This is a genomic window from Neptuniibacter sp. 2_MG-2023 (genome assembly GCF_030547495.1).
Lineage (GTDB): Bacteria > Pseudomonadota > Gammaproteobacteria > Pseudomonadales > Balneatricaceae > Neptuniibacter.
The window spans coordinates 54,349-76,797 of sequence record NZ_JAUOQC010000004.1; the positions used below are offsets into that span (position 1 = coordinate 54,349).

Genomic DNA, 22,449 nt, shown 5'->3' on the forward strand with positions numbered 1-22,449 from the left:
ACATATTTATGTGCGTACACTAAAAAGCCAAATAGCCACAAGAATAGCTAGAAATATAGTTTCAGAAACCATCAACACAATCGGCTTCCAACCCATTAAGGAAAGCTCTTTAAAGGATGCTTTCATGCCTAGGCCCACCATCGCGATAATTAAACACCAACGTGATAACTCAGTCATACCCTCTAAAACCAAAGAAGGTATGTAACCTGCACTATTGATCACTACAATAACCATAAACGCGATCAAAAAACCGGGTAATGGAAGAGATGAACCACCCTCTTTCTTCGCAACCCCGCTCCGAGCAAACATCAATGAAATAACAATAACCACTGGAACAAGCAGAGCAACACGTAGTAACTTAGTAAAGGTCGCTACATCACCAACATCGTCAGACATCATATAACCAGCCCCCACTACTTGCGCAACATCATGGATAGTCGCACCGAGGAAAATACCACTTTCATCGGTTGTAAACCCAAGCTGAGTTACCAGTAATGGATAAGCGATCATCGTAATCGTACTTAAAGCGGTTACACAAATAACAGTGAAAATCAGATTACGCTCTGATTCTTCATCATCAGGCAACACAGCAGATACAGCCAATGCTGCGGATGCACCACAGATCCCCACAGAAGCACCCGATAAAATACTTTGAGACTTACCTAATTTGAGCCAACGACCACACACAACAGCAAAAAGAATCGTTGAAGGCACACCCACTAAAACAATGGCAATGGGCGTTAAACCTAGCCCTAACAGTTCTTCAAAGGTAATCCTTGCACCTAACAGAGCAATACCGAATCTTAATACTGACTTGGCTGAAAACTGAATACCCGATACACAACGCCCTTCCAATGATAGGTAGTTCAAGGACATACCAATCAACAGCGCGTAAAGAATAGTTGGGCCGCCATAGTGTTCAGATACAAAAGTAGCAGCCATTCCTACAACCATACAAAGCAAAAAACCGGGAATCATTTGACTAAACCCAGCCATTCGACCTCCATTAAAAAAAGGCACTTTTTTTCCGATGTGGGACATCATACTCTCCAACATATATACAAGATCACGGGATAACGACCTCCCCTCCCACGAAGCATTCGCGAAAGCCATAAGATCACTACAGACTAGCCATTAAGACCCCATCACATAGATCCGCCTCAGCTTAAACAAGAGTGAACGTCAAGTGAAGGTAATGGAGAAGATTTATAACAAAAAAATCTATGATTAATACAATTCGTTATTACCAAATAGATACAATGTCCAAGAGAAACTAAATAGAGATTCCAACGTTATATACCTAACAGTGACTATATAATTCAGTGAAAAATAGATCGAATCTGAGGTAATCGTTCCTCTTTTCTGGTTTAATTAATCGTTGCGATAGTCTTCTTAAAGGTAGGAAATAATGGCTTACGAGCTATCAGGTAAAGTTAAATTAATTCAAGATCCTCAAACATTTAACAGCGGTTTTACTAAGCGCGAAATGGTCGTCATCGTTGAAGATGGCAAGTACCCGCAGGAGATTAATCTTGAATTTGTTCAAGACAAGGTGAGCTTACTCGACAACCTCCAAGTGGGTCAGGATGTCACAGTTACTTTTGATATTCGTGGCCGGGAATATAACGGCCGTTACTTCAACAATCTCCAAGCCTGGAAAGTTGAAACAGGCTCCTCTATTGATAGCCATATGAATCAAGAACAGCCTCCACTGGACAACTATGCGCCAGAAGCAGCATCCTTCGATGATGATATTCCGTTCTAAAAAACACAAGCGACCAACAAACCGAGTTCTCTATTTACACCTATATCCCCCACTTCTGCTTGGTTGTGGGGAGGCACCCCTCTAAATAAAATGGGGTATAAACAAAAAAACCAGCAGTTACGCTGGTTTCTATAGGCTATTTAGTGTTTACAAACAGGTAAATAGTCACTCACATGCAACGGAATTAACTCAATGGCTGTGAGGCTTTAAATCATAATGCTTGTGCGGGTTATCATGGTTAGAATCAAACCATTCCAATGCATTCTTATGCGCTGTATCAACCTGTTTTTCCGTTAAGTGATGCGCCACAATCGAGCGCATATAATGTGCATCTGAATGTCCATTAGCTGCGGCCAAATCAAACCATTTATAAGCTTCCATCACCTCTTTTTTCACACCTAGCCCATAATAATATTGATGGCCTAAATAATACTGTGCATTCCTATCCCAACCATTTGCCGATTTATGGAACATAGCTAACGCCGCCTCATAGTCGGGTTGCCCATCAATACCAATAAAATCTAGCATAGCTATCGCATATTGCGCTTCAGCATGTCCAGCGTTCGCTGCTTTTTTATACCACTGCTTTGCCACAATAGGGTTTGCTTTTTCACCCCGTCCATTCAGATATAAGTTGCCTAAATAAAACTGCGCATTAACATGCCCCTTTTCAGCGACATGCAGAAGCCATTTTTTCGCTTTTTGATAATCCTTTTCTACACCTTCACCCGATGAAAAAATAATACCCAAGTTGTAAGCCGCTTGCATGTTATCTTTCTCAGCTGCTCGCTCGAACCAATAGGCCGCTTTACTAATATCTTTCGTCACGCCCTGCCCATTCACATACAGGGTTGCTAAACTCACCTGGGATTCTATATGTCCTGCATTGGCAGCTTGCGAAAACCACTTAAACGCTAACGTCAGATCTTGTTTAGCACCTGCCCCCATGTAAAAGATATAACCTAAATTATGAGCGGCCTCTACATGACCTGCCTCTGCGGCAGTATTAAACAATTTAATCGCTTTAGCGGGATTAGCAACACCCAATCTCCCTGAATAATAGATCGCTCCTAAATTATACTGAGCATCACTATTACCTTTTTCAGCGAGCGGCTCTAATAACTCAACAGCCGTTTTAAAGTCACCCTCTGAAGCTTTCTTGATCCCATTTTCAAGCGGCGACGCTAAAGCGACAGCGCTGTTCATACTGACGATCAGCGTTAATAAAAGTGTTACCCATCGCATCTCGATTACCTATTCTGCATTGATGTAATATAATATTTTCCATTAAAAAGCCCGGTACTTAACCGGGCTTAGTACGGCTTAAGTACGCGTTATCAGAACCGCCAATTACCAACAATTTGGCCTTGATAACTCTCATACTCATCTGCTAGCTCAGTATCAAGCAACAATGAAAGCGTAAAATTATCCGAGCGCTGTATATCAAGTCCAAAGCCAATACTATAAACATTACGATGAATATCTTGGCCTTCAGATATAAAGTTACCACCGCCGCCAATGAATGATGTCACTGTATTAGTACCACTATTATTTAACGCGTGACGTAAACCAAACTGAACAGAGGGGGTTACTTCAGCCCCGCTCGTTAGCACTAAGTCTTTACTGATTTTAGCACCTAACAATAACCAGCCCCGATCTACATCCTGTTCTGCAACGTTCAAGGACATCACACCGGCCCCTGTCTCTGTATAACCATCTAGGGTCATGTAAGAGTATTCAAGACCCGCATAAGGGGTAATAGTCATGCCAGACCCTTGCTGAAAAGGCATTCCAGCGGTCACACGCAAAGCGTACATATCACCGGAAAAGTCACCACTCGCGATGCCTGACACACCCGTATCACGTTGTGTTTCGTAATCCTGATAGGCATACGCTAGCATTGACTCTAGGTACCACTTACCAAAATCACGTGAAGCATAAGCCGTAAATTGCCACGTTTCTATATCTGAGCCATCACCGTCTCGGTAATCGCCAAGTTCCACGTCCGTATTGGCATAGGTAAATGCCCCCCCTAAAACCCAATCATTTTCCAATAAGGTATCACCACCCGCAGCAATACCATGGATATCACTTCCGTAACCCGCATAGCCATCGTTACTACCTTGGTGCGCAGACGCACCAAATGCTTTTAGCCACATTGATTGACGGTACTGCTCATCACCTGCTGACAAACCGGTTTCGGCATCATAATTTAGTGCAGTTGTTGAAAAGTTTTGAGAACGAAGGGTGTTTAACCTAACCTGCACAGTATCCAGCGCACCCGTGATTGTTTGGGTAGCCGCTTGCGATAAGGCAGCTCCGGTTTCTGGAGACACTTTTTGTACTGCCGCTTGTCTATCATCATCAGACAACGCTGCCATCTCAGCAATGATCGTCGCCATTTCACCGGTCACATTACCATTTAGCTGGTCTAACATCTCACCCGTACCCGTTGTATTACCGGTTGATACCGGCTCAAAGACCCCTGTTGATCCAACGACTACAACCTGTGATTGGTCAATCAAACCAGCACCGGTTCCATTAAAGGTCTGGCCTTCGAGGTAAATACGGTAACCTTCTAAGGTAAAATCACCCTGCACAGCGGCAAAAGACCATTCCTGATCTGCTGGAAATGTTCCTCCAAGATCAAGTGCATCTAAGGTTGGGTCATTAACATAGAGGTTCGACAGATCTTGAGTCGTTCCTGCTAGCGGGTCATCATATGAAAAGGTTTGGGTATAAGTACCTATAGTGATGGTCATCACATCACCGGCATCCCAGTCCCCACCAAAATTGACAGTGACTGTTCCATCAACACCGCCACCTTCGTAGGTTTTCTGTGTAATAGTTATTCCGGTACCAGTGGTAAGATTAATAGGCGTATTAATAACATTCTGTGTAAACAGATGCCCCGCATTAGCCTGCATACTTCCCAGCAACACGATCAGTGTCAAAAAACGTCTAATGAGAGACATATAGTTCCTATTAAAAACTTGAAGAGACTCATCAGTATAGCCACTGTTGATTCAACAGCAAGGATTTAGATTCAAACAGGAGAATAAACAGGAAATTAAGGCATAATGTTTAAAAAAAGGTTAATTAATAGACAATTAATTAAGATTAACTTAACCTGAACACCCCATATTTACTTGATATTTATAAAAGCCCACATAAAAAAACAAACAGACTTAATACTATTTTTTTGTTTTAAAAACAAAAAACCATTAAACAGGAAAAGCCTAATTATCGACCACTAACAGAGCGCTTACACCTTCACAAATACCCCTTCTCTCTCTTAAAAATGATCACCTAACCTGATTTATTTATAATATGCTTCGCCGCTCGTATGGCTAATGCTTGAATAGTAAGGCTCGGCGATTCCCCCCCACCGGAGCTAGGGAACACACTTGCATCAACAAGATAAAGATTAGCCCAGCGGTGACTCTGGCAAAAACGGTTAACCACCGAGCGTCCTCTATCATTACCCATTCGACATGTCCCAAAAACGTGAGTCGAACTGAATATATCGTAGGAGCTAAACTCCTCAAAAATCTCACCTCCACCCGCTGCACGAAGGACCTCTCTACATTTGTCTGACATAAACGCGATGCGATTAATGGCTTCCTCGTCTAGGTAACTACTAATAACTGGTAACGGCATTCCCGACTCATCTTTATCTATGGATAAGCTTACAAAAGATTTTTCATGGGGGAGGCTTTCACAAATACCCGACACCGACAAAACAGAGCCAAATAAGGCTCTCATTTTCTTTTTATGATCAAGCCCCCAACCGTCTACTACGCGTGTTGCATACGCGCGCGGGCCAAGCAAGTCAGACTCAGCAACCGATGTGCTAAATCGACATCCACCAATCACACCGGGGATAGCATCAGGGTCATTAAAATCCCAACAGATAGCGTCAACCGCGGTCCCTTTATAGCTACCCAGCGCTTGTGGATAAAAACAGCTACTCGTCCAAAGAAGCGTCTCCATAAAGTTTTTTCCGACTTGCCCAGACTCATTACATAACCCATCGGGCGATTGAGCACTCTTTGACGCAAGTAACAAACGTGGTGTCTCAATTGCACCGCCAGCAACCACTAATAAATCACACCGGAGGTGCATCTCTTTCCCTTCGTGTACCAACTGAACACCCGTGACTTTATCCTTATCTCCCGTTTCAATTCTTTTGACCGATACATTGGGCACAACCGTACAAAACCCGGTCGCTACAGCGTGTTTAATATAGGTAAGGTCAACAGTGCCTTTGTCCATCCGTGAACAACCTTTCAAACAACAACCACAATAATTACATGAAGGACGCCCATCCGTTGGTGTCGACAAAATCGCTAATGAATTATGTTCTAGATTAAGACCTAATTGATTAAAACCTCGACTCAAAATCTGGCTATGTGCACACAGCGGGTGGGCTTTTTGCGGAAATGGCGTACTGCGCCAACGCGATCGAGGTGGGTGAGCAGAATTCCCGGCAACCCCCATCATCTCTTCAGCCTGCGTATAAAAGGGTTCCAGCTCCTCATAGGTCAAAGGCCAATCAGCTGCCACACCAAACCGGCTATGCATTTTCATGGCATGTGGATTCATTCGATGGGCTTCAGCACTATAATGCAGCGAACTCCCCCCTATCCCTTGAACACGATGATAACCAAAGGATATGCGTTCATTACTGGTATTTAACAGTCCACGAAGGTGATTCCACGATCTCAGCCCTTTATACTGTTTTTTTAATGGTTGATGGGAGGCAAACTGAACAGCAGGGCTTTTATATTTAGCGGGAAAGCTATCCTCCCAGTGCTGAGTTGTTAATTTAAAATCCACCTCAGGCGCATAAGCAGGCCCAGCATCTAAAACTAAAACCTTTATATTTTCCTGTGCCAACGCCCAAGCCATCGCACCACCGCCAGCACCGGCCCCTACAATGACGACATCATAATCTTCGTGTAAAAAGCCCATTAGCCGATCTCTTGAAAATCAGGATAACCATAGGGCTGAGGAGGCGACTCGATCATGCCCTTCCAGCTTTCCGGTTGAGTGTAGTAAATAAATAGTGCATCATTTTTAATTCGACTAAAAAATAGCTGAACAATACTCGGCGCATCTTGTGTTGAAGCAAGATAGGTCACCCGCTCCTTCTCCCTAGCTCCAAGCGCCGCATAAGGCTTCATAAAATAAGTCTCAGATTGCAGGTCCAACCACGCTAGCCCTTGCTCCAATAAAACAATGTAGTTCTCAATTCGATAGGCATGCGATATGATTTTTTTATGGATATTTAGCTCACTCGCAGAGGGTGTCTCATCTTTAGGTATAAGAACATCAAGAAAAGCAGACAATGTTTCGCTATTCACCCCCACTTTATCTAATGAGGCTGAAGCCGTTCTAATTTGAAACACTAAAGGTGCGATCACTGCCGCTTCACACAAAAGCCCTAAGAACCTTCGCCTATACATAGCTCACTCTTGTAAAATTAATTTAAGAAGGGGAACATCCATGTAGGGAAGCCACCCTAAAAAGGACGCGTTAGCCAATGCAATACACTTCAGCCTTAATAAAGTTAACCCTTATCCTAACACTGACGTTAACAGCCTGCTCCTACAATACCTATCCAACAGCAGAAACGTTAGCCGCCACTAAACACTGGGTGGCAGTAGATATAACAACATCACAATTCACGCTTCGGAGCTATCAACCCGCCGACAAAGTAAAATCTGACCTGTTAACCATCTATATAGAAGGTGATGGTTTCGCTTGGTCATCCCGAACAAAACCCTCATCAGATCCGACACCTAAAAATCCAGTTGCGCTGAAGCTAGCACTTGCCGCACATGAAAATGATAGCCTTTACCTAGCGAGACCCTGTCAATATATCCCAACACAACCTCATTGCAATAACCGCTACTGGACCTCAGCAAGGTACGCTGAAGAGGTTATTCAAGCCATGAATCAAGCCATAGATAAAGCGGTCCAAGACACTGAAGCCAAACACATAAACCTCATTGGGTTTTCAGGAGGTGGAACGGTGGCGACACTGATCGCACTCAGAAGGAATGATATCAACAAAGTCATCACCCTTTCAGCAAACCTCGACCATACAGAGTGGTCCCATTACCATCATGTCTCACCGCTAGCAGACTCTCTGAATCCAGCCCATTACATCAATCAGCTTTCACAGATCGAGCAACATCACTTTGTCGGTGCCAAGGATAAAAATACGCCGCCAATTTTATTACAAAAATTTCACGACAAGTTTCGCCATTTAAAACATAAGGTTTCTATCTATGTCATCGATGGCGTTACACATAACTGCTGTTGGGAACAGCAATGGGTACAACGACTAAAAGGAATAAAAGCGACCGCACCCTGACGCTCTTTATCAGAGTGATAGCGTGTTTGTGTTGGAGACAAATGGGAGTAAAGTCACCCTGACAGCGACTATCTTAGAGTAATAGCATCCATCTGATAGGGTCGTAAAACACACTAACCAACACCCCAACGTTTAACTGAAGATGGCCTTTCATATTGATGAATAGGGGGCGTTATTAAAATCGTAACGGGACTCATCCGCCTACCGTTCCTTAGGTACTACCTATTTACCTCAAACCCTCCTCTTTTAAATGCCACTGCAATACTGGCCAGCTATTTTGTCTAGCTAACTGCGTAAGTGCCTGATCTGGATTAGTTGCCACAGGAAAGGACACAACTTCGAGCAGTGGACGATCATTGATTGAATCAGAAAAGAACGATGCACCTTCCAATGATTCCTCTTGCTCCTCTAGCCATGATTTTAAGCGTGTAACTTTTCCCTTCCCAAAAGAGGGCGTCCCCTGAATTTTGCCGGTGTAGTAAGAGCCGCTAACTTCTAATTCAATGGCGATAAAATCATTTACGTTTAACAGTTCTGCAACCTTTTCAACAATAAAGGAAGATGTTGCAGAGATAATCAAAAGCCGCAGGTTTTGTTCGGTAAGCGCTTTCAACAAAGAAACCGCCTGCGGATATATCACCGGTTTTATATAAGATTCAATAAATACAGGCATTAATGCATGAATCTGCTCGATGGACAAATGCTTCAGTTCGCCAATAAAAAACTCAATGTAATCGTGTTGATCAAGTTGACCTTGCGTATACAACCTCATCAATTCAGCATCACGTTCAACAAAAGACTGATCGACTATGCCTTTTTCAAGCAGGTACTCACAAAATAGAGAACAGCTATCCCCTGCTATCAACGTTTCATCTAAATCAAAAATTGCCAGAGCCATTACCCGTTCTCCAAAATAGTTAACCCTATGCTTAAGTGATAAATACACAGGGGCTCATGATAGGTATTGTCACTTAAGCCAATATCTAAGATTACTCTCGTGACTATATGACTACGCGATGAAGCTTTAGTTAAACCCGCTATAGAAATATGTACTCTTTGGTTTTAACTGCATACAATCAACTGGTATATACCAGAGAAAATACTAATGCAACCAATTCATATGCCATTTTGGCAACAACAAGCACTCTCCCTTGAAGCAGAAGACACTCCAATTGAGCTAACCCAAGCAGTCACTGCAGATATATGTATTGTGGGTGGCGGTTATACTGGTCTCTGGAGTGCGATCAAACTAAAACAGTCCAAGCCGGACCTAAGGATCGTCATTGTAGAAGCCAAGCTGTGTGGTAGCGGTGCCTCAGGTCGCAATGGGGGCTGTATGCTGACATGGTCAACCAAGTATCCATCTCTCGCCCGTTTATTTGGCGAGGAGGAAGCGGGCCGATTAGTAACGGCTTCAGAAAATGCAGTGTATGAGATGGATGCCTTCTGTAAAGAACATAAAATAGAATGTGAACTACGCGTTGACGGTACTTATTATACTGCCAGTAATAGTGCACAGATCGGTAGTATGGATAGCATTGTCAGTCAGCTAACCGCTAAGAAGCTTAATAGTTGGACAAAGCAACCCTTAGAAAAAGTCCAACGGGCAACGGGCTCCTATGCCCATCTTGAAGGTTTATATTCTCCCGCCGCAGGAAGCGTCCAACCGGGAAAATTAGTCAGAGGCTTAAAAACTACCGCAGAAAAGTTGGGCATCACAATATTTGAAAACAGTCCGATGAGCACCCTGATCGAGGGGCAACCCGCGACAGTGGTAACGAGTAAAGGCAGTGTTAACGCAAGCAAAGTCGTTTTAGCAACCAATGCCTGGATGCCCTCACAGTTTCGTGAGTTTGCCCGCAGTGTCACCTTAGTGTCTTCTGACATGCTTATTACTCAACCGATCCCGGCTTTACTAAAAACTATTGGTCTAGAAACAGGCTGCGCTGTTGTTGATTCCCGCACCTTTGTCCACTATTACCGTACAACAGAAGATGGTCGTCTAATGATGGGTAAAGGCGGTAATATGTTTGCTTTTGCCAATAAAGTAAGCCCTGCATTTGACCAACCCAGCCGCTATCAACCTATTCTGCAATCAGCACTTAATAAGTTTTTTCCAAGCATTCCTTGGCATAAAGTAGACACCACCTGGACTGGCCCCTCTGACCGTTCCGTCAGTGGCTTTCCTTTCTTCGGTTATCTCAGAGAAAACCCTAATATTATCTATGGGCTCGGTTATTCTGGTAACGGTGTTGTGCAAACTTACCTAGGCGCCAACATTATCCGCTCATTAGTATTGGAAGAAGATGATGAATGGAGTCGTTCGGGGCTAGCTCAAGGCCCAAGAGGACAATTCCCTCCAGAACCTATTCGTTGGATCGGGGCAATGACTGTTCGCAACGCCATACGACGAAAAGAAGCAGCTGAAGATACAAATAAGTCCCCTTGGTGGTTTGATAAACAACTGGCTAAATTGGCAGCATCAGCAGGGAAATCTGATAAATAATCTATATAGATCTATTACTCAGGCGAACAGACTAACCTCCTCTCGTCTGAGTAAGCAGATTTAACCACTACACCGGCGATAAAATTAAAAAGACACCCGCACACAGCAGAATTAAAGCGACCGACTTAACCCACCCCAGCTGCTCTTTAAATAACAGCACCCCAAGCAAAGCACCTATAGGTATACTGACCTGCCTTAAGGCAACAATCGCACTAATATTTTCTGATAACTGCATCGCCCAAAGCACTAATAAATAGGTGAGCGTAATCATCGCGCCCGTTAGAGCAATGCTTTTTTTCTGGCTGGCTAAAACCGTTTTTAACTTATGCCGATCATCGGCTCTAACTAATTGGACAGTAAAAAGGAAAATGCACGCAGCAATGCCCTCCAACCAAATATAGATCACTGCAACAATCAACCCTGACTGAGGTAAGTGATCAGCCAATTGGTCTATCGCTATTTTATCGGCAATGCTATATCCAGCCGTTGCACTAGCCGCTAATAAGGCAAGTAACATGCAGCGGCTAAAATAATTACCTACCTTAAAATCCCTAAGATGCTGCATAGGTAACAATACTGCTCCCATTAGCACGAGAAACACTCCGATATAGGCCTCCAGGCTAAGAAGAGCTTGCATCCCTAAGACACTACTTATCACCGCGACCAGCATCACGGGGATTGATCGTGCGAGAGGATAAGCCACTGACATTGCTCCTTCTGCATAAGATAATGCCAATGCACTGCAATAGATCGCCTGACAAAAGCCAGAAAGCAGGAGTAAAGGAAGCAAATGGAACAACACCGTGCCCTGATCCCAAACAAAAGGCAAAACTATAGGTGTCAACGGAAGCGTGCCGGCTAAAAAAGCTAAGGAGAAAAATGCAACGGTAGGACTGACTTTCTTACCTAACAGGTTCCATGATGCATGTAATAACGCAGAAAAAATAACTAAGGAAACTGCTAACAAACTCATAATAAACCCTAAAATAAGCAAAAAAGAACCCATAACAGCAAACTGTTATGGGTTATAAATGGAAGTTCAAGCAACTAAAATGCGCTCTGCAATTAACGCCAAAAACCTCCCTCTCTACATGAAACGAATCAGTGATAAGCCATCAATACTCATCACCTTATAAAATATTTAGGGCTGTTCACCACAGGCCAAACGAAGATTAATATCTTCAACAACCTCTGGAAGATCAGCGATAGAATCAATTACATAATGGGCACCACAAGCACGAAAACGCGCATAAGCTTTTCCACGTAGTTTATCCTGTTCCTCTGCACTCAATGCCAACCACTCCTCAAGGTCTAACCCCACTTCATTACCACTGACGGCAACACCGACCGTCCAGCAACCTGCATTAAGCCCCTCTTCAATACCGATCAGTGTGTCATCCACTTTAATTACCGACTGTACCGTTTCAATCTCAAGCTCCAACATATTTTTTAACGTCATATGTGGATAAGGTCGCCCTTTCGGCACTTGGGGGGCACACACATTAGAGAGAGGCACATAACCTTGCTCTGCAGCTTTGGGCAGTAGATCAACAATCATCTCTTCTGCATAACCTGTATTAGCACCAATCTTAATCCCATGCTCTTGCAGATACTCAAATGTCTCTAAAGCACCCGGAATTAATGTCGAGCGGTCCGCAATCGTGCCAATCTGCAAAGGCACAAAATCGTTATAAAGACGATCTATATCCGTTTGGTCGGCTTCTTTACCTTGTGCGGCAAGCCAAGCATCTTTAACACGTGGCATCGCCAATATCTGACGAATATGTTCACGCTTTTCGGCACCCATGGGTGCACGTGCTTCAGCCAAGGTTATGGCTACTTGGTTCTGCTCAAACAGAGCACTAAACGCTTTAATCGGTGCTAGGGAGCCAAAATCAATGGTTGTGCCTGCCCAATCAAAAATTGCAGCAGTAACAGGCCCTGTGTAAGCGCGTTTGTAAGAAAAACTCATTATTTATTTCCTATCGTCATTATCGTTTATAAAGAGACCTGCATCTCATCCAATACTACCGCTACAGCGTCTAACAATTGATCAACCTGCTGATCATATAATTGACCTATATGGCCTAAACGAAAGCTCTCTGCTTCGGTTAGCTTGCCCGGATAAATAATAAAGTTGTGTATCTTTAGGCGGTTATAAAAATCAGTAAACTCAAAGTTTTTATCTGTAGGGCTGAAGAAGGTAGTAATAATGGGAGATAGCCACTGATCCTCTAATAAAGTTTTAAAGCCCAGAGCACGCATACCCATCACCATGCGATCACGATTACGTGCGTAACGGGCATAACGACCTTGAACACCACCTTCAGCTTCGTGCTCTTTAAGTGCCTGTAAAAAGGCGGCTACCACATGGGTTGGTGGTGTAAAGCGCCATTGGCCAGTCTTGGCCATGTAAACCCATTGCTCATATAGATCCAGACACAGGGAATGAGCATTACCTTGGCTCCCTTGCATAATATCCTCACGGACAATCGCATAACCAAAACCAGGTACACCCTCTATACATTTATTTGCCGCTGAGATCAGTGCGTCAAAAGGTAATTTTTGTGCATCTATAGGTAAGGCACCAAACGCACTCATGGCATCAATAATCAGACCACGCCCGGCTTGCTTAACAACCTCTGCAATTTCAGCTACCGGATTTAAAATACCAGAGCTTGTCTCACAATAGACAACAGCCACATGAGTAATCATGGGATCTTCAGCCAGCTTTTTCGCAACCTCTTCTGGCTTAGGTGGCTCATAATCTCCCATATCTATAAAGCAGTATTCACGTCCCATATACTGCAACGATTTACCAATTCGCTGGCCATAAGCGCCATTCATCAGCACTAGAACTTTGCCATCTTTAGGCACCATTGTTCCTAAGGTAGCTTCCACCGCAAAGGATCCGCTGCCCTGCACAGGAACGCATACATGGGTCCCTTTAGCATTTGCAAGATCTAAGATGCGCTCACATACTTCAGCTGTAATTTTATTGAAATCCTGATCCCAAGATCCCCAATCACAGAGCATCGCTTCTTTAGTGCTCATGCTAGTCGTGATAGGACCGGGTGTTAAAAGATAGGGTTGCGTTCGGTTACTCATTTCTATTCGCTCATGACACTGTCCACTAAAAAGTGAACCTATTTAAAGTGAAATCATTCTTGATATATTGCTTACATTCTATCTGGTATAGACCAGATAATAACACCCCAAAAGAGTGACAGTTTTGTTAAATTACGCCTACAAAACTGTTAGGTTATAATTCGCTTTCCGGTATTCCCAACTGGCCAATTAAGTGTCCGCACGCCAACGCTGAGTCCTAGCTAAAAGGTAATGTGAAAAGACCCAATGGATTAACTTAGCCAGAATACAGGTCCCCATAATCAGAACCCCCATCGCTGCGGCTGGGGCAATATCACCAGCATCATCCATATTTAGAACAGCGACCGATGCCAGCATAGTATCGGCCGAATAGATAAAGACGACCGCCGAAACAGTGGTCATCGCATTCATGAAAAGATAACTACCTATCTCCAATAGTGCGGGTAGAGAGACGGGCATAATCACACGCCAGAAAGTGACATAGAATGGAATTTTTAATGATGCAGAAACCGCTTCGAATTCATTATCAATTTGCTTCAACGCTGTTACCGCGGTCAGATGACAGACCGTGTAATAGTGGGCAACCGTGCAAATCACAAGAATTGCCATAGTGCCATAAACAAAATTTAGCGGATTATTAGGTGCATTAAAAAAGAAAACATAGGCTAAACCTAACACCATGCCAGGCACAGCTAAAGGGATCATCGCTGCCAAGTGATATAGCATCCTCAGCGTTTTGAGGCCCTTTATTTTTTCTACTAGATAAGCGTTATAAAAAATAAATAATGTACCTATAAGCGCAGTCCAGCATGCCATCTCTAAAGAGTTGTAATAGGCTTCCCAACCACCGCCATCCATAAGATCAAATTGATAATTAGCAAAAGATAGTGACAAGTTATAAGGCCAGAAACTCACTAATGAAGCGTATACAGCCATACCTAAAACCGTCAAAATAATAATTGGAACAGGTAAGCAAAGCGCTAACATAGTCCAATCTTTAACTGGATTTTTCTTAGGGATTAAAGGCGCTGCACGCGCCGATAACAGCGCCACCTGCTTACGTTGCACCCAACGATCAATCGCGAAAGCAAATAATGCAGGCAGAAGCAGGACAACAGAGACGACAGCACCCATTGAAAAATTCTGCTGCCCGATTACCTGCTTATAGATATCTGTTGCCAACATATTATACTGACCACCAATCACCTTAGGCACACCAAAGTCAGTAATCACTAAAGTAAAGACAACAAATGAAGCGCTGATCAAACCATATTTTATTGATGGCAAGGTAATCGTCATAAAGGTTCGAAAACCTGATGTGCGAAGTACTTTTGCCGACTCATATAAACGAGCATCAGTATTGCTTAACGCTGTCACAAGAATCATCAACGCGTGTGGAAAACACCAAAACGCCAAACCAATCACAATCCCAATGGGGCCATAAATAGTCTCGCCAAACATCAACCCTTTCAACACACCTTGATTACCAAATAGGTATACCAAAGAGATCGCCGGCAGCAGCGAAGGTGCAAAGATCGGCGCCATAAGAAAAACTTTAAAAAAACCACGCCCAGGCATACAGGTTCGAGTCAATGCATAAGCGGTTAACAGCGCTAACCCAATCACTATAAACGTTGTGATGAAAGCGATGGTTAAGGTATGACTGATCGACATCGACAGTGCCGGTGTCGAGAAATAATCAATATAATTAGCCAATCCAATAAAACCACCCTGCTGGTCTTCTACGCTTTTTGACAAAATAGTGTAAAGCGGTAAAACCAACGTGATTAACAGAATAATACTAGCAATTAATAATCCGCTTGCTTGCAGAATTTGATCGCGAGATAAAGTGGCCTTAGGTGTATTTAAAACGGTCTCCTGCGTCAGAGATACCGGGAGGTTTTCAAAAATACTCATAGCACCTCTCCTGCAAACAAATGCAAGCGCTCCTCCGGAAGATCTAATGCTAATTGATCGCCATGAGAGATATTAAAATCACGAATATCATTCATAGAAAAATCGGCAATGATAAGATCGTTCATCCCCTCTACACTCAGCTTAGAGCGCACAAAAGAGCCTAAAAACTCCATTGAAGTAACTTGTGCTAAAAGTCGATTATCGGCCTGTTCAGTATTACGTATACGAATATCTTCAGGACGAATAGCTAAACTGACCCCTGTTTGATCTATCATTGATGCAGCTTGTGGGCAACATACCGAGTTACCACCCACATTGATCGTCTCCTTATCAACGACAGAACAAGGAACAAAGTTCATGGTTCCCACAAACTGAGCGACAAAAGGTGTTTTAGGATAGCTGTAGATCTCTTCTGGTGTGCCTACCTGCTCAATAACACCATGATTCATCACCACAATACGATCAGCCATTGAGAGTGCTTCTTCTTGATCATGGGTCACCATAACGGTAGTGACACCAAGCTTACGTTGCAGCTCTTTAATTTCATGACGAAGATGATGCCTCACTCGTGCATCAAGAGCAGACAAAGGCTCATCCAACAATAACAAACCGGGCGATGTTGCTATGGCGCGGGCCAAGGCAACACGCTGTTGTTGACCACCGGATAGCTGACCAGGAAATTTTGAACCTGAATCTGGCAAACCGATAATATCCAACAACTCCTTCACACGTTCCTTCTGATCAACGCGTTTAACTTTGCGATTTCGTAGGCCATACGCAATATTGTCAGCAACGCTTAGGTTTGGAAAAAGTGCATACGACTGAAAAACAATACCAAAATCACGACTGTCCGGTGACAACCAAGATACGTCTTTACCATCCTGAATGATCCGACCATTACTTTGGATATCTAATCCAGCAATCGCCCGTAACAGTGTGGTCTTTCCACAACCTGACGGCCCCAGGAAACAGACAAATTCCCCCTCATTAATATCCAGTGAAATATTCTTTAACGCGGCAAAATCACCGAAGAACTTATCTAGTTCTATAATTTTAAGGTAGGAATCACTCATCTTTTTTTCCTGATGGGATGATAGATATGGCATAAAAAAATGAGGAGCTAGAGCCCCTCATGCCAGTTCGGAAACACTCGAATAAAAAATGCTTATTTTGGCTCAGATTTACCGTCGTAACGGTTCTGCCATTTAGCGAGAATTTCCTTACGGTTATTCGCAGCCCAAGCAAAGTTGTTATCAATCATCAAAGATTCAGCATCGGCAGGGAAATACTGTACAGGTTTAGCAACACCAGGCATTGCAACAACCGCAAAGCCCTTGTTGTACATCTGGTTAGCATCTTTAGATACAGCAAAATCTAGTAGTTTCTTCGCCGCTGAAAGGTTTTTTGTACCTTTAATTATGGCGGCAGCTTCCATATCCCAACCTAGACCTTCTTGAGGGAAAACAAGATCAATCGGCGCACCTTTATTCTTCAATTTAGCGCCACGAAATGCGAAAGAAACACCGATTGGCGTTTCACCAGAAGCGGCTAATTTACAAGGTTTAGAGCCAGAATGCGTATAACGGCTGATGTTCTGGTGCAAGCCATCCATAAAAGACCAGCCTTTATCTTCACCAAAGATCTGCAACCAAGACGAAACATCTAAGAACCCTGTACCAGATGAGTTAGGGTTAGGCATGATGACATGGCCTTTATAAACAGGCTTAGTTAAATCTTCCCAAGATGTAGGTTTTGGTAGGTTATGCTTTTTAGCTTCAATAGTGTTAAAGCAGATAGAAGCCATCCACGCATTCATACCCACCCATGAAGGAACTTGGTCGGCATCACGGAACTTGCTTGATAGGTTTTCTACGCCTTGAGGCGCATAAGGGCTCAACATCGCTTGCCCTTTTAAAACTAATAAAGAGGTTGCTGCTAATCCCCAAACAGCATCCGCTTGTGGATTCTCTTTTTCAGCTAATAATTTTGCAGTCACAATACCTGTAGAATCGCGAACCCACTTAATTTTAATATCAGGGTATTGCTTGTTAAATTCAGAAGCATAACGTTTAAGGTCATCCGCTTCTAACGCCGTGTATACCGTCAATTCAGTAGCAGCTTGAACAGAACCTGTCAGAGCAACACCCGCAGTCATTAGCGCAATGCTAAGTTTGTTTACTAATTTCACCGTCATCTCCTTAACCCTATTAAATTTTCTGGTATATACCAGTTTGATTAGGGAATATAATAAACAAGGTTTTTGACGGTTTTATTACGTAATTATGTTTCTAGTAAACTTAAATGAGATTACCACGCTTCAATCGGCTCAGAGCCTTGAAATAACAGGGTATATGGCAAAAAAATAATTTGAAAATATTTATATAGATCACTTAATCTAAAGCGGATTAACTAAATTTACAGACAGACGGACAAACAATTAATGCGCACTAAGATTAACTTTCAATTGCAAAGCATCATGACGCCAATGCTCTACATCAAACTCAATAACATGGCCATCCTGATCATAAGATAATCGTTGTATTTCAATAGAGGTATAACCTGCAGGTGCTTGCAACAACTCGGCCTCATACTCATCCAATGAACCTACAATAATATTTAGATCAACTTGGTCATAATCCGTTTGATACTCATCACGAACAACTCGACTTACTGAACGCTCCAACGGTTTATCAAAAACGCCTGGCAATATAGCTTCACGTAGATAGATACGCTCAAAATAAACCGGTCGGTTATTCGCTCCACGCAAACGGTGTAACTCAACTACAGGCTCTCCTAGATCGATCTTCATCGCCTCAGCTAAAAACGCATCGGCAACGATCTTACGTTTAAGAATTTCTCGGCTAAAAGGTATCTGTCCCTGCTCAGAGACATAATCCATAAAATAGATCGCACGACTTGGATCATAGTTGATACGTTCCGGTGTCACGAACCAACCCCGACGATTAGAACGATAAATAAGGCCTTGCGCCTCTAACTGTTTAAGCCCTTCACGGGTTGTTACTCGAGTGGTTTTTAAACGCTCACTAATTTCACGTTCAGATGGCAGTTTGTCATCCGGATTAAGGTCGCCCTTTTTTATACAGTTTCGCAGGTAAGTGACAACGGAAGCGCTTGAAACCGATTTACGGATGGTCATCGAACAGAAAATCCTTGTGTGTAGGCTAATGTGATCAAACCTAATAGAAGTGCCTAATGCTACCCCAAGTACAGAAAAATCACATATGACAATTTTGCTAAGTTTTTATTAAAACTATCATACCCCATTGACAACTTAGGGTATAAAACTCTGTAATCACCCATCTGGTCTATACCAATATGAGATTAATAATGAGTAACAATAATCTACGCAAAGAGGGTGATATTAATCAGAGCACCCAACGTCAAATCTGGCAGCAGGACAATCTCGACTCTGCTGCACAAGCAATGCTAGAACAAGACAGTCGCTATTTCCTACATCAAGCGATGTCCACTCCCTGTCTTGCCCCGTTAGAAGCCGCTGAAGGAATCTATCTGCAAGATACACAGGGCAGAAAATATATGGACTTCCATGGTAATAACGTCCACCAAATCGGTTTTGGTCATCCCTATCTGATTAACAAACTAAAAGAGCAGTTAGATACTCTGCCCTTCTCCACCCGCCGTTATACCAACCAAACAACAATCGATTGCGCACGTAAATTAGCCGCCTTAACACCAAGCGATCTAAACCGTGTGCTGTTTGCACCAGGTGGCACCTCAGTAGTCGGAATGGCGCTCAAACTAGCGCGTATCGTCAGTGGAAAACAGAAAGTTATCTCTCTCTGGGATTCTTTCCATGGCGCTTCTATGGATGCGATCTCTGTTGGCGGAACCCATTCCTTCAATAAAGGCTTAGGCCCACTCATGCCTGGAGTTGAGCATATACCACCACCGACAACTTATAGAGGAGTATTCACAAAAGAGGATGAGGACGATCTTGCTTATGCGGATTATCTTGAATACGTTTTACAGAATGATCCCGACATCGGTGTTTTTATTGCTGAAACGGTCCGTAATACTGATGCCCAATTCCCTAGTAAAGCCTATTGGAAGCGGGTACGGGAACTATGTGATCAATATGGTGTATTACTGATCTTAGATGAAATACCTATCGCTTTAGGACGTACTGGCTATATGTTCGCTTTTGAACATTATGAAATCGAACCGGATTTCCTCTGCCTTGGCAAAGGGCTTGGCGGCGGCATCGTGCCTTTTGCCGCAATGATTACTCGCGATAAGTTTAATATCGCTGAAGATGTATCCCTCGGCCATTATACCCACGAGAAAAGCCCGCTAGGCAGCGCTGCAGCACTTGCAACACTCGAAGTTATAGAGCGGGAAGATCTATTGTGTAAAACCCAAACCCACGGAAAATGGATGAAGAAACAGTTAGAGGGTTTAAAAGACAAATATTCTCTTATTGGTGATATTCGGGGCCGTGGCTTATTGTGGGGAATCGAGTTGGTCAAAGACCCTATAAGTAAAGAACGTGCCTGTGAAGAAGCAGAAGTGGTGATGTACACATGTTTAGAGTTGGGCCTATCGTTTAAAGTATCCCAAGGCAATGTATTGCAACTCTCACCGCCTCTCATCATTACCCAAGAGCAACTACAACAGTCACTATCTATATTAGATCAAGCACTTATGGCAGCAACAACACAGTTTAACTATGCATATATAAAGGAATAATAGCTAAGAGATAAAAACGACCAAACTTATTAAACATGACTGAAAAACAAGCTGACCAATGCCCAATTTTTAACTGAAGATGGCCCTTCATGTTGATTTATATTGAGGCATTGGCCAGATTTTAGATGCAGCTAAACAACCTATCTTTTGTGTTTTGGTCGCTCAGGCAATTCGGATTTACTTAAAATTCCATTACCATCCGCATCAAACTTATCGAAATCCTCCAAAAGAGGCCCTTTAACTTCATCTTTGCTCAATCCACCATCACCATTAACATCAAGCTCCTCAAAGGAAGGTGGCGCTGGACGATCACCCTTTGCCTGCACAGGTAAGACGGTCGAAGACATAATAACCGTCGCTAATAAAAGTACCGCTTTTTTCATGGTAAACCCTCTTTCTCTTTCGTATCACTAACTATTTAAGGAGCCTTAGACAGAACAAAATTCTGTATAAGGCACTCATTTAAAAACTACTTTTCACTGAAAATTTGTTCTAAACCAAGCCCATCAAACCTTTACAGCTTTCCGTTGTACTTAAAGCCCTAATCCAATAATAGCGGCCTAATTCGCATGAATATCAACCACTACATAAACCGCTTTACCATTGACCTCAGAAGGCATAAAAAACTGTCCGTTCAACGTAAAATACTGCACCCCATTAACTAATTGTGCGTAAGCCCCATTAGGCAGCGTGTCTAAAACACTACCCAACTGATACCTAGCCGGCACTGATGTTTTTATCACCTCCACCACTTGGTATTCACGTACCGCAGGCACCCAACGATACAAAACACCTCCATGCCGGAAATAATCATGACCACCCCGCTTAACGACAACTGCGCCATTAGGTAAATGGCGCAAACTACCGGGTGGTTTTTCAACCACCACATAATGCTCACCCGCTTTCCGGTAATACACCCCATCGGATAACCAATACTTAACCCCTTCAATAATCAGGTGAGCTGCCGTTGCAGGTAAAAAATCTACTGGCCCATGAGGTCGCGAATGATGGCCGCCGGGCGCAGCATTAACGCTCCCTGCATTTGCGATTAGAATCCCTACCACTACGAATCCAAAAAGCGCTTTTTTCATGCTGCTATCTCCTATTCAATTAATGAGGCTATAGTGACAGCTAGCTAGGTAAACTTGAGTTAGGAAAAAGTAAAGTTAAGTAAAATCAGGGCGGGACGGTAAAAAACCAACGGAGTTTGTATACCAAAAATAGAAGTTACCTTGTTTTAAAACAGGCTTAAATAAATTAAAACTGGGGACTGGGAATACAGATACAAAAACGCCCTGTCGACAAGCCGAAACTGTGGACAAGGCGTATCATCCTGCAATGAGGATCAACCCCTCATTATGGCTGCTTAGTCGTACGCAGGTAAGGTAGTTTTATATCAACATCACCAAATTTTGCTTTCGCTTCGTCATCATTTAAAGACAAACCAACAATAACATCCTGCCCTACTTCCCAGTTAGCAGGCGTTGCGATAGGTGCTCCAGCGGTTGCTTGTAATGCATCCAACGCACGTAGAACCTCGGCAAAGTTACGGCCAACAGACATTGGGTAGGTCATCGACAGCTGCAGTTTTTTATCTGGGCTGAAGATAAAGACTACACGTACACTAGCAGAATCTGCGGCAGTGCGGCCATCTGGCAAGTAAGCATCGGCCGGTAGCATATCCAGTGCCTTGGCAACCGCCATATCCTCGTCAGCAATAATTGGGAATTTTGCTGGCGCGCCTGAATATTTCTCTATATCTGACTTCCATTCAACATGCTCATCAACACCGTCAACAGACAGGCCAATCACTTTAGTACCACGCTTTTCCCACTCAGCCGCCAGCTGCGCGACTGCACCGAATTCAGTGGTACAAACAGGTGTGAAGTCTTTCGGGTGACTGAACAGGATAGCCCAGCTATCACCGATAAAATCATGCAGTTTGAAGTCGCCTAGATCGGTTTTCAAATCGAGGTTAGGTACGATGTCATTGATTCGAAGTGCCATCTTTCATTTCTCCAGTTATCTTACTTTCGTTGTGAC

Annotated in this window: 20 protein-coding genes; 4 read left to right on the forward strand and 16 right to left on the reverse strand. The window is 43.2% G+C overall.

The genetic code is table 11. The features are described 5' to 3' along the window. Positions 1-6: 6 nt before the first annotated feature. Complete coding sequence (locus Q4486_RS05345; protein WP_303518618.1) at positions 7-996, reverse strand: YeiH family protein; 990 nt, start codon at positions 994-996, stop codon at positions 7-9. 412 nt (positions 997-1,408) lie between these two features. Here Q4486_RS05345 and Q4486_RS05350 point away from each other — a divergent pair, with 412 nt between their 5' ends. Beyond that, the gene (locus tag Q4486_RS05350; RefSeq protein ID WP_303416645.1) at positions 1,409-1,765 is read left to right on the forward strand and encodes a DUF3127 domain-containing protein; all 357 of its coding nucleotides are present in this window, start codon (positions 1,409-1,411) and stop codon (positions 1,763-1,765) included. A 189-nt stretch (positions 1,766-1,954) separates the two neighbouring features. On the opposite strand, the gene Q4486_RS05355 is transcribed toward Q4486_RS05350, so the two are convergent. The 4 genes from Q4486_RS05355 to Q4486_RS05370 all read right to left on the reverse strand — a co-directional run bounded on the left by Q4486_RS05355 (position 1,955) and on the right by Q4486_RS05370 (position 7,233). Then, positions 1,955-3,010, reverse strand: a complete 1,056-nt coding sequence (locus Q4486_RS05355; RefSeq protein ID WP_303518619.1) for an SEL1-like repeat protein — start codon at positions 3,008-3,010, stop codon at positions 1,955-1,957. A gap of 92 nt (positions 3,011-3,102) precedes the next feature. Then, entirely contained in the window at positions 3,103-4,740 is a 1,638-nt protein-coding gene (locus Q4486_RS05360) for an autotransporter outer membrane beta-barrel domain-containing protein (protein ID WP_303518621.1), read from the reverse strand. 334 nt (positions 4,741-5,074) lie between these two features. Further along, complete coding sequence (locus Q4486_RS05365; protein WP_303518623.1) at positions 5,075-6,739, reverse strand: GMC family oxidoreductase; 1,665 nt, start codon at positions 6,737-6,739, stop codon at positions 5,075-5,077. Further along, the gene (locus Q4486_RS05370) at positions 6,739-7,233 is read right to left on the reverse strand and encodes a gluconate 2-dehydrogenase subunit 3 family protein (protein ID WP_303416649.1); all 495 of its coding nucleotides are present in this window, start codon (positions 7,231-7,233) and stop codon (positions 6,739-6,741) included. The genes Q4486_RS05365 and Q4486_RS05370 overlap by 1 nt, the downstream gene beginning before the upstream one ends. A 77-nt stretch (positions 7,234-7,310) precedes the next feature. Here Q4486_RS05370 and Q4486_RS05375 point away from each other — a divergent pair, with 77 nt between their 5' ends. After that, complete coding sequence (locus Q4486_RS05375) at positions 7,311-8,147, forward strand: alpha/beta fold hydrolase (RefSeq protein ID WP_303416650.1); 837 nt, start codon at positions 7,311-7,313, stop codon at positions 8,145-8,147. A 226-nt stretch (positions 8,148-8,373) separates the two neighbouring features. Here the strand turns inward: Q4486_RS05375 and Q4486_RS05380 are convergent, their stop codons facing one another. Further along, positions 8,374-9,045 (reverse strand): HAD family phosphatase, encoded by a 672-nt coding sequence (locus tag Q4486_RS05380; protein ID WP_303416651.1) that lies wholly within the window; start codon positions 9,043-9,045, stop codon positions 8,374-8,376. Between the two features lie 207 nt (positions 9,046-9,252). On the opposite strand from Q4486_RS05380, the gene Q4486_RS05385 reads away from it, so the two are divergent. After that, entirely contained in the window at positions 9,253-10,653 is a 1,401-nt protein-coding gene (locus Q4486_RS05385) for an FAD-dependent oxidoreductase (protein WP_303518624.1), read from the forward strand. 67 nt (positions 10,654-10,720) lie between these two features. Here the strand turns inward: Q4486_RS05385 and Q4486_RS05390 are convergent, their stop codons facing one another. From Q4486_RS05390 to Q4486_RS05420, 7 genes are all read right to left on the reverse strand, one after another. Beyond that, positions 10,721-11,626, reverse strand: coding sequence for an EamA family transporter (locus Q4486_RS05390; protein WP_303518625.1), 906 nt, complete (start codon positions 11,624-11,626; stop codon positions 10,721-10,723). A 168-nt stretch (positions 11,627-11,794) separates the two neighbouring features. After that, a complete protein-coding gene (phnX, locus tag Q4486_RS05395) occupies positions 11,795-12,625 on the reverse strand; it encodes a phosphonoacetaldehyde hydrolase (RefSeq protein WP_303518626.1) in 831 nt (276 codons plus the stop codon). Between the two features lie 26 nt (positions 12,626-12,651). Next, a complete protein-coding gene (locus Q4486_RS05400) occupies positions 12,652-13,761 on the reverse strand; it encodes a 2-aminoethylphosphonate--pyruvate transaminase (RefSeq protein WP_303518627.1) in 1,110 nt (369 codons plus the stop codon). Between the two features lie 189 nt (positions 13,762-13,950). Beyond that, the gene (locus Q4486_RS05405) at positions 13,951-15,678 is read right to left on the reverse strand and encodes a putative 2-aminoethylphosphonate ABC transporter permease subunit (protein WP_303518628.1); all 1,728 of its coding nucleotides are present in this window, start codon (positions 15,676-15,678) and stop codon (positions 13,951-13,953) included. Then, positions 15,675-16,751 carry a putative 2-aminoethylphosphonate ABC transporter ATP-binding protein gene (locus Q4486_RS05410; RefSeq protein ID WP_303518630.1) on the reverse strand — a complete coding sequence of 359 codons (1,077 nt, stop codon included), beginning with the start codon at positions 16,749-16,751 and terminating at the stop codon, positions 15,675-15,677. Before Q4486_RS05410 ends, Q4486_RS05405 begins: the two co-directional genes overlap by 4 nt. Before the next feature lie 92 nt (positions 16,752-16,843). Beyond that, on the reverse strand, positions 16,844-17,872 hold the full coding sequence (locus Q4486_RS05415) for a putative 2-aminoethylphosphonate ABC transporter substrate-binding protein (RefSeq protein WP_303518631.1): 1,029 nt from the start codon (positions 17,870-17,872) through the stop codon (positions 16,844-16,846). Positions 17,873-18,115: 243 nt separating this feature from the next. Then, entirely contained in the window at positions 18,116-18,835 is a 720-nt protein-coding gene (locus Q4486_RS05420; RefSeq protein WP_303518633.1) for a UTRA domain-containing protein, read from the reverse strand. 191 nt (positions 18,836-19,026) lie between these two features. On the opposite strand from Q4486_RS05420, the gene Q4486_RS05425 reads away from it, so the two are divergent. Next, positions 19,027-20,406: an aspartate aminotransferase family protein gene (locus tag Q4486_RS05425; RefSeq protein WP_303518635.1), complete on the forward strand. Its 1,380-nt coding sequence runs from the start codon at positions 19,027-19,029 to the stop codon at positions 20,404-20,406. 140 nt (positions 20,407-20,546) lie between these two features. On the opposite strand, the gene Q4486_RS05430 is transcribed toward Q4486_RS05425, so the two are convergent. The 3 genes from Q4486_RS05430 to Q4486_RS05440 form a co-directional block, all read right to left on the reverse strand. Then, positions 20,547-20,789 (reverse strand): hypothetical protein, encoded by a 243-nt coding sequence (locus Q4486_RS05430; protein WP_303416661.1) that lies wholly within the window; start codon positions 20,787-20,789, stop codon positions 20,547-20,549. Positions 20,790-20,966: 177 nt separating this feature from the next. After that, on the reverse strand, positions 20,967-21,497 hold the full coding sequence (locus Q4486_RS05435; RefSeq protein ID WP_303416662.1) for a DUF6515 family protein: 531 nt from the start codon (positions 21,495-21,497) through the stop codon (positions 20,967-20,969). Positions 21,498-21,762: 265 nt separating this feature from the next. Beyond that, the gene (locus Q4486_RS05440; RefSeq protein ID WP_067866844.1) at positions 21,763-22,413 is read right to left on the reverse strand and encodes a peroxiredoxin; all 651 of its coding nucleotides are present in this window, start codon (positions 22,411-22,413) and stop codon (positions 21,763-21,765) included. Positions 22,414-22,449: the final 36 nt, after the last annotated feature.